We start from the raw sequence: 14,230 nt of genomic DNA, 5'->3' as shown, positions 1-14,230 counted from the left end.
GCGACAGCCCGCCCGCCCGGTAGACGCCGGGCGGGGTTCGGTGGGGCGGACTGCGTCTACCCGCCATTGCGGGTCGAGGGCGGAGCCCACGAGCCCGGAGGTCAGGCCTGCAACCACTCCGGCTCGGGAAGGCGGCGGCGGTCGAGCTTGCCGGCGGCGTCCAGCGGCAGGTCCTCGATCGGGATCAGGTCGGCCGGCACCAGGTAGATCGGCAGTTCCTTCGTCAGCTCCAGCATCAGCCGCGCCAGCACCGCCGGGTCCTCGTCCTCGAGTACGACGTACCCGATCAAGCAGGTGTCCCCGGCCGGGTTCACGCAGGCCACCACGACGGCGTCGATCACCCCGTCCAGATCGGCGAGCACGTGCTCGGTCTCCCCCGGCTCGACCCGGTGACCGCGGATCTTGACCTGGTCGTCGACCCGGCCGAGGTAGTCGAGCGTGCCGTCCGGCCGCCACCGCCCGAGGTCGCGGGTCCGGTACAGCCGGCTGCCCGGTGTCGACGGATCGGCGACGAACGCGGTCATCGTCTCGTCCGGCCGCCCGACGTACCCCTGGGCCACGGCGACGCCACCGAGGTGGATCTCGCCGACCGCGCCGACCGGCACCGGCCGCAGCGCCTCGTCCAGCAAGCGAACGACCACCCCGTCGATCGGCCGCCCGATCGACGGCCGGTCGTCGGCCGGGTCGACCTGGTGGATCGTGGTGACGATCGACGCCTCGGTCGGCCCGTACTCGTTGAACAACACGCAGTCCGGGTGCGCGGCGAGGAAGTCGCGGATCCCGTGCGTCAGCACCATCGCCTCGCCGCCGGCGACGATCTCGCGCAGTGCCGGCAGCTTCGGCATCTCCTCCATCGTCGCCAGCAGGGCGGTCAGCGGCGTAAAGGTCATGAACAGCCGCTCGATGCCGTGCTCGGTCAGCGCCGCGACCACCGCGTCCGGGTCGTACCGGTCGTCCTCGCCGATCAGCACCAGCGCGGCGCCGGACGCCAGCGCGGTGAACATCTCCTGCACGTGCACGTCGAACCCGAACGACGTCCACTGCAGCGTGCGCAGCGACGACCGGGTCCGCAGGTAGTGCCGGATCAGGTTGACCGGGCCGCGGTGCGGGACCGCGACGCCCTTCGGGTTGCCGGTCGAGCCCGACGTGTAGATGCAGTAGGCAACGTCGTCGGCCGCGGCCTTGATCGGCGGCGCCTGCCGGGCCCGGACGTCGCCGTCCCCGGACGCGACCGGGACGAGCCGCAGCCCGAGCCGGTCCGCCAGCGCCGCGTCGTCACCAACCAGCGCGACCGCTCCGGCGTCCGCGGTCATGAACGCCCAGCGCGACTCCGGTACGCCGGGATCGAGCGGCAGGTATGCCGCCCCAGATTTCAGCACCGCCAGTACGCCGACCACCAGCTCCGCGCCGCGCGCAACCCGTACGGCGACCAACTGGCCGGGCTTTACACCGAGGTCGACCAGCTGCCAAGCGACGGCGTTCGCGCGCCGGTCGAGTTCGGCGTACGAGATCTCGCGGTCGCCCTGGATGAGCGCGATCGCGTCCGGCGTACGGGCGACCTGCTGCTCGAACAACGTGTGCAGGCCGCTCAGCTCGCCGCTGACGACCGCGTTGCGCCCGAGCCGGCCGATCGGTCCGGTTTCGGGGGCGGCGCCTTCGAGCTCGCGCAGGGCAATGCGGTCGGACTCGATCGGCAGCATCAGGTCGGGCAGCGTCGTCGCCGGTTGGGCGACCGCGCGGCGCAGGACGGCCTCGAGGTAGTCGAGCAGGCGCTTGATCGTCGACTCGTCGAACAGGCCGGCGCGGTAGTCCGCCGTACAGGTGATGCCCTGGGCGTGATTGGCGAGGGTGAGCCGGAGGTCGAGGCCGGCCGGCAGCTCGTCGGTGGTCGGTTCGAAGACGACGAGGACCTGGTAGAGCGGGTCCTGTTCGAGTACGGCGAGGTCGGCGCCGGCGTGGTCGAACGCGCCGGTCGTTGCCTCGCGCACCCGTTGCGCCAGCTCGCCGAGGTCGGGTTCGCCGGACAGGTCGATGCGCAACGGCAGGGGCATCGGCTCCTGGCTGCGCAGCGCGGCGGCCCCGATGGTGATGTCGTCCTGCGCGGCGAACCGGCCCAGCACCGTGCCGACCGCCGCGAGCATCGTCATCAACGGGCTGACCCGCCGCTGCCGGCTGAACGCGAACACCGCTTCGCCGAGGCCCGCGTCCACCTCGTGCACGAGCACCGCCGTACCGGCCGCTGCTTCGGGCCTGGCGCGGTCGGCCGGCAGGACCAGTGGCTGGGCGCCGCTCAGGGCGGCCTGCCAGTAGTCGACGGCGGCGCGCTGGCGGGCTCGGTCGGCTTCGGCCTGTTCGGGGTCGGGGTCTTGGGTCGTGGTTCCGGTCGCCTGGTCCAGGACGGAGGCGGGGCTGGCTGATTCGGCTTGATCGGAGGGGCTCTGTGCCGGGTTAGCCGACGTGGTGCCTGGTGCTGCGGCGGTTTGGGTCGGGTCAGCATTCGCCTGGCCGTTGGCGACCGGGGCCTCGTTCTGCCCGGGGGTGCTCCGGGCCGGGCCGCCGCGGTTGGGTCCGCCGGGGTTCGGCCCGCCTGGGTTGGGCCCGCCGGGGTTGGGCCCTCCGGGGTTCGGCCCTCCTGGGTTGGGCTCTCCGGGGTTCGGGCCGCCGCGGAGCGTGCCGCCCTGGTCGGGGCCGTCCTCGTCCGGACCGTCCTCGTCCTGCCCGCGCTGCTGCTGGGCCGGCGGAGCCGGCACCTCGCCGAGCAGCGCCAGCTGCTCGTGCATGAGCTTCGTGACGCCCTCGACCAACTGGCTGGCAACCCGCAGCTGCTGCGACATCAACGCGGCCATGCCCGAACCCGGCAGATCGGCCTCGCTGGTGGCCGCCGCCGCGGCGTCGACCTTCGCGGCCAGGTCGGCAAGCCCGGACCCGAGCACCGCCAGGGCCGTGCGCGAACTCGGCTGCTCCTTCTTCGGGTGCTCCGGCAGGACCTTGATCCGCGGCGGCTTCAGCGTGGTCTGCTTGCGCCGGGACGTGAACGCCGACGGCGGAGTCTTCGCCGCGACCGCCGACGCCAGCTTGTGCGGCGTGATCAGGTCCTCGAACAACGCCTCGGCCTTGACCTCGACGTCGAACTTGCGCTGCACCGCGTCGACCACCCGCTGCATCAGGACCGGATCCGCGCCGAGCTCGGCGAACGAGTGGTCCACCGTCACGTCGTACGGATCGAGGCCGAGCTGCTCGCTGGTCAGGTCGAGTACCAGATCCAGCGACTCGCGGTACCGCTCGGCGACCACCTCGGGGTCGGCGGCCGCGGCGTACCCGGACTCGTCGGCGCGCTCGGTCGCCTCGGGCTCGTCCTGCGGCGACTTGTTGCCGACAGCAATGTTCTGGGCAGACCCGGTCGCTTCGACGTCGGCGTACTCGTCGACCACGGAAGCCGTTTCCTGCACCGCGACCCGGTCGACGTCGTCGGCCGGAATCGCGAACGGCGACTCCTCGGCCGTCTCGGGCTCGGGTTCGGTCTGCTCCGACGCCTTCGGCCGGCTCGGCGGGTCCAGCGGGATCCGCTTGAGCGCACCGCTGGTCCGCTCGACCGGACGCAGGTCGTCGACCGGTTCGGCGGCGTTGTCCGGCCGCGCCACCTTCGCGGCCGCCTCCGCCGAACGAGCGAACACGTCGACCGGGTAGTGCACCCGCCGGAACGGGTACGTCGGCAGCGGCACGCGGCCGCCATCGGCGTACACCTTCGCCCAGTTGATCTCGGTGCCCTGCAGGTACAGCTCGGCCAGCCCGTTCATCGTCGCCAGCACCGGGTCCTGGCCGAGCCGCTGGGCCGGGATCCACGTGCTGTTCGGCGCGATCCGCCGGCCGGCCGGCGACAGTACGGCGTCCGGCCCGAGCTCGAGGAAGCGCCGGCATCCGGCCGCGGTCAACGCCTCGACGGCGTCCCCGAACTGCACCGGCTGCCGCAACTGCCCGACCAGGTAGTCCTCGTCGAGCTTCGTCCCGCTCTCCAGCAGATCACCCGACCACGACGACACCATCGGCGTCCGCAACGGCCGGAGCTTGATCGTGGCAACGAATTCGGCGAAGTCGGACAGGATCGGCTCGACCAGCGAGCTGTGGAACGCCCGATCGACGTCCAGCCGCTGCCAGGACACGTCCAACCGGTCCAGCTGCTCGGCCAGCTGCCCGACGATCACCTCGGACCCGGCCAGCACGAACGACTGCGGACCGTTGCCAGCAGCAACTTCCACGCCGGGAGTCTTGGCCAGTTCGCGAACGCGGTCGGCATCGGCGCGGACGGCAACCATTGCCCCCGGCACCGTTCCGCGCTGCATCAGCTGGCCGCGCTTCGCGGTCAGGCGGACGCCGTCCGCGGTCGACAACGCGCCGGCCACGCACAGGGCGGCGTACTCGCCGACGCTGTGCCCGACCACCAGCGCGGGCCGGACACCGAACGACTCCCACAGCCGCGCCAGGGCCAGCTCGAACGCGAAGAGCGCCGGCTGAGCGGTCTCGGTCGGCCAGACGCCTTCGCTTCCGCTCGCCGGGGTGAGCAGGAGGTCGAGCAGGCTGCCACCGAACTCCTCGGCGTACACCTTGTCGCACTCGTCGAGCACCGAGCGGAACACCGGGAACCGGGCCGCGAGGCCGGCCGCCATGCCGCGGCGGGCAGCTCCTTGGCCGGTGAACGCGTAGCCGAGCGGGCCTGGTCCGCCGCGCGGCACCTCCGCGGGGATCGCCGACCCGAGGGCCTCCGCGAGTTCCTTCTCCGACGAGCCCGCGACCGCGATGCGGTGCCGGTGCGCCGGGCGGCCGAGCGCCGCCGTACCGGCCAGGTCGATCAAGCGGTGACCGGTACCGATCTCGAGATCGGCGCGGAACAGCTCGGCGAGGTCGCTCAGGCCGTGCGGGTCGGGCGCGGACAACGCCAGTACGACGGGCCCGTCGTCGCCGCGGCGGATCTGGCGCGGCGCCTCCTCGAGAATCACGTGCGCACTGGTGCCGCGGGCATCGAGTGCGCTGACGCCGGCGCGCAACGGCGTACCGGACTCCCAGTCGCGAACCTCGGTGCCGATCACGAACGGGCCGTTGGCCAGCGGGAGCTGGGGGTTGGGCCGGTCGTAGTTGATCGTCGGGACGAGCGTGCGGTGCTGCAGCATCAGGATCGTTTTGATCAACCCGGCCATGCCGGCGGCGCTGGCGAGGTGGCCGATGTTCGGCTTGACCGAGCCGATCGTGCAGAAACCGACCTTGTCGGTGTGCTTGCGCAAAGCGTTGCTCAGGGCACGGAACTCGGCCGCGTCGGCGTCCGCCGTACCGGACGCGCTGGCCTCGACGTAGCTGATCGAGTCGGCCGGTACGCCGGACTTCTCCAGCGCCCGCTCGACCAGTTCGACCTGATGGCCTTCGCTGACGGCGGAGCCGCGGATCACGGCGTACACGGTGTCGCCGTCGGCGATCGCCTGATCGAGCCGCTTCAGCAGCACGGCCGCGACCCCGTTGCCGCCGACGGTCCCGTCCGCGTCCGCGTCGAACGCGCGGATGTGGCCGGTCGGCGAGAGGATCGACCCCGGGCTCGCGTGGTAACCCGTTGCCTGCGGCACGTGAACGGCAGCTGCGCCGGCGAGTGCCAGATCGGCGTCCCCGCTGCGCAACGCCTGGCACGCCAGATGCACCGCGACCAACGACGACGACCAAGCAGCCTGAACGCCGATCGCCGGGCCGGTCAGCCCGAGCCGGTAGGCCACGCGCGTCGCGAGGTTCTCCCCCGGCTGCGCGCCTTGGGAGTACAGATTCATCCCAGACCCGGCGAACACGCCGATCCGGCTGGACGATCCAGCGTGGCCACCGTGCTCCAGCGCCTGCTGGCAAACCTCCAGGAACAACCGCTGCGCCGGGTCGGTCAGCTCGGCCTCACGCGCACTCAACCCGAAGAACGCCGCGTCGAACGACTCCACGTCGTCCAGCGCACCACTCACCGCGACAAGCTCGTCGTCCCCGAACGCCTCGGCGTCCCCGACGCTACGCAGCTCCTCCGGCGAGAACCGCCGCAGACTCTCCACCCCGTTGACCAGGTTGTCCCAGAACTGGTCGAGCCCTGTTGCCCCCGGCAACCTCGCGGCGAGGCCGATGACGGCGATGGGCTCGACCACTTGACCCGAAGCCGTTCCCCGACCGGCGTGGGCCGGGCTCCGGGCGCCCTTGACGGCAGGCGCGGGGGCCAACTCCATCACGGAAACATCGGTTTGCCGCGCCGGGTCTTCCCCGACGTCCCCTCGAACCGCCGGCTCCGCCGACTCACCGGACTCGACCGCCCCGTCAGGCGCCCCCTCGCCCTCCGCTATCTCAGCATCCGGCTGCCCACCCCGACCGGTAGGCAACGCAGCCGCAAGCGTCGGCGCCGCCTCGAGCCGCGCGGACTCAGCCTCCGCGTCGGCGTCCTCCCGGGTGTCGCCATCCTCCACCTCGCTGGCTGCGTCGCCGTCCTCTGCGGACTTATCTCCCTCGCCGGACGCGGCGCCGTCCGCAACCGCCAACTGCCCATCCTCGGCGCGAACCGCGTCAGCGGCCCCGTCGACCTGCGATTCATCCAAGGCGGAGTCCGACTCGTCATCCGACGTCGAGTCCTCGCCCGCAGGCTCAGTCGCCGGCGGTTCCACCGATCGCGCATCTGCCGACTGCAGCGCATCCGCGCTCACACCCGGTACGTCGTCCGCAGTCGGTGCATCGAGATCGGCGCCGGCCGGGGCCTCATCCTCAACTTGCGGGGCATCCTCAGCGTTCGGCCCACAGCCGTCCGCAGAGCCAGCTTCAACAGCCTGCTCAGCAACGTCAGCACCCGGGCCGTCGCCATCCACGCCCGACGTGGCCACGTCGGCACTCGGCGGGTCAACGTCCGCAGCCTGCGCAGAATCCTCGTCGCTCGGCGCGGGACCTTCCGCCGTCGGGTCAACGTCGGCAACGGCCGGCTCAACGTCATCAGTGGTTGCTGCTCCAGCGGCGATCGACTGGGCATCGTCGGCAGTTGGCTGAACGTCGTCCGCGTCCGGAGCACCATCAGCCGAGTGCAGTTCGGGCTGTTGCTCATCGTCCGACTGCTGCGTTCCTGCCGCCGAGGCTTCGTCCGTCGCAGCGTCCGCGTCGGCGACTGCGGCCTCGGGCGACAATTCGTCGGCGTGCGTCGACGACTCAACTACCGGCGCGTCGGCATCGGCCGAGGACCCAACCGCCGGCACACCGACATCGGCCGGCGACTCGACCGCCGGCACATCGGCGTCGGCGGAGAGCGCGGTCACCGATGCATCGGCCGAGGGCTCGACGCTCAGGGCCTCGGCTTCAGCCGAAAGCTCGGCGGCTGCTGCTTCACTGCTTGCCGCAGAATCCGTCGGCTTCGCGGCGTCCGGCTGGGGGACATCGCTGGGCGATGAACCGTCGGTGCTGAGCGATGCGTCGTCGGTCGCCGAGGATTCAGCGGATGAAAGGTTCGCCGGGCGGCCATCCGCAAGCGACGTGGGGTCGGACGAAAGCGACTCGGCTTGCGGCAGTTCGTCGCTCCTCGGAACGACCGTGTCGGTGGACCCGCCGACCTCGGTCGGCGAGGTCTCCCAAGCGAGCACGTCGCGGGCCGGCAAGGTCTGAGTCGACTGCTCGTCCTCTACGTCCGGCGCGTCGCCGGTCACCGCGCCGCTGTCGCGCTGGCCGGCCGCAGAATCCGAAGTCAGCACATCGCGGGCCGACAGGATCTGAGTCGGCTGGTCGTCGTCCGCTTCCTGCGCGTCATCGGTCACCGCGGCGGCGTCGGAGAGTGGGCCAACCGCGTCCGGGCGCTGGTCGGCCGCCGACGGCTCCGCGGACAGTGAGTCGGCAGACGTCGAGGGCTCTTCCGGCATCGAGTTGGCAGGCGACGCGGTGCTGTCGACCTGCGCCTCGTCCGCTGGTGTCTCGTCCGCTGGTGCCTGGTCGACGGAGGGCGCCTGCGCGGCGAGCCGCGCGTCGTCCGTCACCGCATCGGGGGTAGAAGGTGACGCCCCGGCGACCTGTACGCCGTCCGCCGGTGCCACGTCGCTGGACTGCGCGGTCTCGGCGACCCGCGCGTCGTCCACTGGCGCTGCGTCAGCCCGCGAGGCCGCGGCGGAGGAAGACGCCGTTTCGGCGACCTGCGCGTCAGCATTCCGGGGTGCGTCGTCGCCTGAGGGGACACCGTCGGAAGCCTGTTCGCCGTCGGTCGTCACCTGCTCGGGCGTCGAGTCCTCAGCCGAGGCGACTTCGGCCGGTGCGCCTGTCGTACGGGGCGTCGCAGACTGGAGCGCGTCAGCGGAGACCGCTTCGGGCGAGAGATCCGCGGGAGCCGCCTCGGACGAGGGGTCGTCGGTGGACGCCTCGGGCGACAGAACTTCCTCCGGCGCCACATCGGCCACCAGGTCCTCTGCCGGAGCCTCATCCGAAGGTGCGTCCGCACCCGGCACCGCCGCCGACCGCGCGTCGGCGCGAGCAGCGTCAGGCCCGAGCGCGTCGGAGGGAGCAGCTTCGGACGAGAGATCGCCGGTGGCCGCCTCGGGTGAAGGAGCTTCCTCAGGCGCCCCGTCGGCCGCCACGTCCTCAGCCGGAGCCTCGTCGGAAGGTACGTCCGCACCCGGCTCCGCGGACGAACTTGCGTCAACGGGAACAGTGTCAGGAGCAAGCGGATCGGCGGGAGCCGCTTCGGGCGAGAGGTCGTTGATGGACGACTCGGGCGGCAGGGCCTCGTCCGGCGCCACTTCGGTCGCGAGGTCCTCGGACGGGGTCGCCTCGTCGGCGATCAGGTCCGTACGCGACTCCGCGGATGCAGGCACATCGGCGGGAGCTGCCTCGGGCGACAGGTTGTCGGTGGACGGCTCGGGCGCACGAGCTTCGTCCGGCGCCACCTCGGCCGCGAGGTCCTCAGCCGGAGCGTCGTCGGCGGATACGTCCGTACCAGGCTCAACGGACGAACGCGCCTCGGCCGGTGCGGTGTCAGAAGCAAGCCGATCGGCCGAAGTCGCCTCGGGCGACAGGTGGTCGATGGACGCCTCGGGCGAAGGAGCCGGCGCCACGTCGGTCGCCAGGTCCTGGGACCGGGTCGCCTCGTCGGCGATCAGGTCCGTACGCGACTCCGCGGCTGCAGGCGCATCGGCAGGAGCTGCGTCGGCGCCGAGCGCATCGGCGGGAGCGGTGTCAGAAGCAGGCGGATCGGCCGGAACTGTCTCGGGTGAGAAGTCGTCGGTGGACGCCTTGGGCGAGAGATCGTCGTCCGGCGCCACGTCGGTCACCGCGTCCTCGGCCGGAGTCGCCTCGTCAGAAGGTGCGTCCGTACGGGGCTCTGTGGAGGAAAGCGCATCGGCTGGAGCAGCTTCGGCGGCGGGCGCGTCGGCGGGAGTCGCCTCGGGCGACAGCGCGTCGGCAGGAGCCGCCTCAGGCGACAGCGCGTCGGCAGGAGCCGCCTCAGGCGACAGCGCGTCGGCGCGAGGTGCCTCGGGTGAGAGGTCGTCGGTGGACGCCTCGGGCGCGGCTTCGGTCGTCTGCTCCGCGGCCGGGGTCGCCTCATCGGAAGGTACCTCCGCACCCGGCTCCGCGGATGAAGGCGCGTCGGCGAGGGCTGCGTCCGACACCTCGGGCGACGGCGCATCAGCGAGGGCTGCGTCCGACACCTCGGGCGACGGCGCGTCGGCGGGGGCTGGCGCCTCGGACCCCAGCGCATCGGCGTAGGACGCCTCGGATCCCGGCGTTCCGGTGCCGGGTGCCTCGGACACATGCTCGTTCGGCGTCGGGGTCTCGGCAGACTCGTCTACGCCGGACTCCGGGAGTGCGCTGGCTGAAGCCGCCTTGGGCGATGGCGCGTCGGCTTGGGGCTGCTGGGACGGGCGCGCGTCGGCTGGGGTCGACTCGGACGACAGCGCATCGGCTGGGGCCGACTCAGACGACAGTGCGTCCACGGCGGACGACTCGGACGAGAGTCCGTCAGCGAAGTCCGTCTTCGACGACGGCGTGCCGCCGCGCGGCTCTCCCACGGGCGAGGGCGCGTCGGGTGAGAGCGCATCGGCGCCGATCGGCGCCGACCGAAGCTCATCCGGCGACGAGACCTCCGGCGAGACGACATCGGCTCCGAGCGGCTCGGACCCAAGCTCATCGGGAGACGAGACCTCCGGCAAGGCGACACCGGCGCTGACCGGTTCCGACCGCAGGTCATCCGACAGCGCCTCGGGCGGGATGACATCGCTGCCCGCCGGCTCGGACGGAAGCTCGTCTGGCGACGACGCATCGAGCTCGGAGGGCTGGACCTCCGGCGTGATTTCGGCAGGAGCAGGCGCCGGATCGCCGGTCGGCGGCACGTACGACGCATCGAACTCGTCAGACCGGACCTCCGACGTCGCCTCGGCCGGAGCGGCCTCCGGAGCGGCCGCCGGATCGACCGCCGACAGCTCCTCGTCCGACGACACTCGAGGCAACTCGTCGGACTTGGCCTCCGAAGTCGCCTCGGCAGGAGCGGCCTCCGGATCGACTGCCGGCGGCTCCTCGTACGACTCTTGAGGCAACTCGTCGGAGTTGACCTCCGACGTCGCCTCGGCCGGGTCGACCGCCGACGGCTGCTTGTACGACGACTCTTGCGGCCGCTCGTCGGGTTCGACCGCCGGCGTGGCCTCGGCAGGAGAAACCTGCGGATCCTCCTCGTACGACGCCTCACGGTTCGCCCCGAAGGTCGGGCGTTCCGGGGGCTTCGGGATGGAGTCCTTGATTTCGCGGCGCCAGGCCAAGCGGACGACCGGGAGTTCCATCGTGCGCTCGGCCGGGTCTTCCTCGAACGTCGGCGGGGCCGTCGCGGTGTCGAGGGCGTCGGCGGCCGGAGCGGCCGGGCGCAAGGGGCGGGACTGGTCGAAGCTGTTCTCGATCCAGCGTTGTTTGAGCAGCGGGCGGAGGATCTTGCCGCCGGGTGTGGTCGGGAACTGGTGGCGCGGGACGGCGACCACCTGGGCGACCAAGCCCAAGCGGTCGGACAGCGCGCGGTTAATGGCCTCGTCGAGGTCGGGGCGGTTCTCCGGTACGGCGGCGTAGAAGACGACCAGGCGGTCCGTGCCGGTGGTGCTGTCGGCGACTCCGCAGGCCGCGATCAAGCCCTGGGGCGCACCGGGGACACTGCCGGCGACGGCCTCGATCTCGTGGGCGTAGTGGTTCTCGCCGTTCAGGACGATGCGTTCGCTGTCGCGGCCGGTGATGACGACCTGGCCGCCGGCGATGAACGCCTGGTCGCCGGTCGCCAGCCACTTGCGGGCCGGCCAGTTGCCGACCGGGAACGCGGCGCGGTCCGCCTCGGGGTTGCCGAGGTAGCCGGGCGTGACCCGTGCCGAGGCGACCTGGAGCTGGCCGATCCGGCCCTCGGGCAGGACGGCGCCGTTCGGGCCGACGATGCGGACCGTCGTACCGGGGGCGGGAGCTCCGACCGACACCAGGCTCAGTACGCCGGGGTCGTCGGCGCGGGGCTTGCCGGGGCGGGCGACGGCGACCTTGCCCGCCGGAGTGGCCTGGTCGACCCATTCGACGATGCCGGTCGGGGGGATCCGGACGCGGTGCACGTTCGGGGTGAGGCCGGGACGGGCGAAGGTGATGCCGGTGACGGTCTCGGTCATGCCCCAGGCGGCGACGAAGGTCTCCGGTACGACGCCGAAGCGGTTGGTCAGGCGCAGGAACTCGCTCATCACCGGCACGGTGATCTGCTCGCCGCCGCTGACCAGGCTGCGCAGGGCGGACAGGTCCCAGTGGCGGTCCGGCTCGCCGGCGATCGCGGTGGTGACGAGGCGGTAGCCGAAGTTCGGCGACCAGGAGTGGTTGACCCGGTGCTGGTCCATCAGGTCGAGCCAGCGCAGCGGGTCGGACAGCACCCAGCCGGTGTTCACGTGGATGTTGGTGCAGCCGGTGAACACGGGCAGCAGGTGGTAGAGCAGGAACGCGCCACTCTGGTCGAGCGGGAGCCAGTTGAGCGTGACCTGGCCGGGGCGGACCGGCAGCATGGCCGGCGTACCGGCGGCGAACTCGACCAGTCCGCGGTGGGTGAGCTGGGTGATCTTCGGCGTGCCGGTGCTGCTGCCGGACGACATCATCAGCACGGCGACGTCGTCCGCGGCCGGGCGGTGGAAGTCGGACGTCGGCTCGTGGCCGGCCAGGGCGTCGGGGTCGAGCACCGGGAGGCCGAGGTCGTCGGGCAGGTCGCTGGGGCGGCCGATCAGGACGGTCCAGCCGAGCAGCTCGGTGACCTTGCGGAGGCGTTCGCGGCCCTCCTCGGAGCGGTCGCCGGCCGGGGACGGGGAGATCAGCAGCGGGCGGATGCCGCCGAGGGTGCAGGCCCAGAACGCGGCGAAGAAACCGACGGGTTCGGTGCAGTGCACGACGGCGGGGTCGCCGGCGCGGACGCCGTTGGCGCGCAGGCCGGCCAGGATCCGGGCGGCCAGCTCCAGCAGGGTCGGGAAGTCCAGGCGGGTCTCGCGGCCGTCCGGGCCGATCTCGACGACGCCGGCGGTGCCGAAGTCGCGGGCGGCGCGCAGGAGGGCGCTGGGCAGGTCGCGGGGGTAGCCGGCCGGGATCATCAGGGCCGGTCCGGTGCTGATCGCCGGCCGGTCCGCGCCGTTCCTCACCACGCCGCGAGCCTGTCGCCGGGGGCATCCAGTACGCCGTACGCCTGCCGCACGCCGGCGGTCGGGTGCGGCTCAGGGAAAGCGTGGAACCTGGGGGCGGCCGCCCGCAGGTGAGCGGTCGGATGCGGGTAAGCAAAGGACGTCGTGCTGGTCACCAGGCGGGGTGACGGGGATGCAGGCTGGGTACGGCTGTGGACCTCAGCGGCGCCTAGTCGGCGACCCACGGACACGCGCCTCCCCAACTGGACGGAGCCGGGCTCAGGGCACACCCGTCTCGCTCTCACCGACAGAACTGGCCCCGTTTGCGGCCGGGCGGCGGTGCCTCAGCGCGCCGACCGACAGCCGTGAACCCTACCAGCCGGTGGGTGGGCCGGAGGAGTCCGTTCTCAGCAGCTGACGGTTAAGAATTTCGCCGCCCCCTGACAGAGGAAACAACGAGCGTCGGCCCGATCGGATACGGCCGGAAGGCCAACTGGCGGGAAGTCGCCGTCGGCGTGGAAAGGGTGGGTGCTGAGGGGATCGAACCCCCGACATCTTCCTTGTAAGGGAAGCGCTCTACCGCTGAGCTAAGCACCCGGGAGCGACGTACTTTACCCGAGTCCGGGGACCAGTTCGGCCAAGGCCCGGGCGTAGTCGTCGGGGTCGCGGGCGTCGGGCACGTCGTTGACCACCGACCACCGCACGACACCGGCAGAATCGATCACGAAGGTCCCCCGCAGCGCACAGCCGCGCACCGCGTCGAACACCCCGTACGCCGACGCGATCGCCCCGTGCGGCCAGAAGTCGCTCAGCAGGGCGAAGTCCAGCCGGGCGGACTCGGCGTACGCGCGCAGGGTGAACATCGGGTCGCAGGACACCCCGACGAACTCGGCGGCGCCGAGCAGGTCGGGACGGTCCCGCAGCGCCTCCAGCTCGCTCGTGCAGACCCGGCTGAAGGCGTACGGGTAGAACACCACGACGACCGGCCGGCCGCCCCGAAGCGACGACAGGCGCCACGGTTCGCCGTGCTGCGTCCGTGTGGTGAAGTCCGGTGCCTCGCTGCCGACCAGGAGGGCGGCAGCGGGGCTCACTTCTTGACCCGCGGCGACTTCGGCATCACCAGTTTGGTGGCGGACCAGTCAGCGGTCACCGTCAGGCTGCTGGTCGTGGCCAGTCCGGCGGTGGGTGCTGCCTCGGCGATGTCGCTGGCGTCGACGTAGCCCTCGCGGCCCACCTTCGGCGTCAGCAGCCACACCACGCCTCCGGCCTTGAGGTCGGTCAGGACGTCGAACAGCGCGTCCACGAGATCGCCGTCACCGTCCCGGAACCACAGCAGCACGACGTCCACGACGTCATCGGTGTCCTCGCCGACGAATTCCTCGCCGGTCGTCTCCTGGATGGCGTCGCGCAGTGCGTCGTCGCAGTCCTCGTCGTAGCCGAGCTCCTGGACGACCCAGCCGCTCTCCAGGCCGAGCCGGCTCGCCATGTTCGGCTCGCCGCTCTTGCCGTCCGCGTGGTCCGCGGTCGCGCTCACGTGTCCTCCTCCGTCGTCCCCGGGGCCCGGGGGTAGGCGTCAGTAGCAGTAGTCCATCGTGGCCTACCGC

3 protein-coding genes and 1 tRNA gene are annotated in these 14,230 nt (G+C 72.0%); all 4 read right to left on the bottom strand.

From position 1 onward, the window contains the following. Positions 1-101 precede the first annotated feature (101 nt). The 4 genes from ACQPXM_RS14900 to ACQPXM_RS14885 all read right to left on the bottom strand — a co-directional run bounded on the left by ACQPXM_RS14900 (position 102) and on the right by ACQPXM_RS14885 (position 14,160). Positions 102-12,650, bottom strand: a complete 12,549-nt coding sequence (locus ACQPXM_RS14900) for an amino acid adenylation domain-containing protein (protein WP_432948867.1) — start codon at positions 12,648-12,650, stop codon at positions 102-104. Positions 12,651-13,151: 501 nt separating this feature from the next. Next, positions 13,152-13,223 (bottom strand) — tRNA-Val (locus tag ACQPXM_RS14895). 14 nt (positions 13,224-13,237) lie between these two features. After that, on the bottom strand, positions 13,238-13,717 hold the full coding sequence (locus ACQPXM_RS14890) for a peroxiredoxin (protein WP_432948865.1): 480 nt from the start codon (positions 13,715-13,717) through the stop codon (positions 13,238-13,240). Continuing rightward, positions 13,714-14,160: a DUF3052 domain-containing protein gene (locus ACQPXM_RS14885; protein WP_432948863.1), complete on the bottom strand. Its 447-nt coding sequence runs from the start codon at positions 14,158-14,160 to the stop codon at positions 13,714-13,716. Before ACQPXM_RS14885 ends, ACQPXM_RS14890 begins: the two co-directional genes overlap by 4 nt. Positions 14,161-14,230 lie beyond the last annotated feature (70 nt).

It is taken from the genome of Kribbella sp. CA-253562, assembly GCF_050942265.1.
Lineage (GTDB): Bacteria > Actinomycetota > Actinomycetes > Propionibacteriales > Kribbellaceae > Kribbella.
Note: the sequence above shows the minus strand (reverse complement) of the source record. Positions and strands in the feature narration are given on the sequence as shown.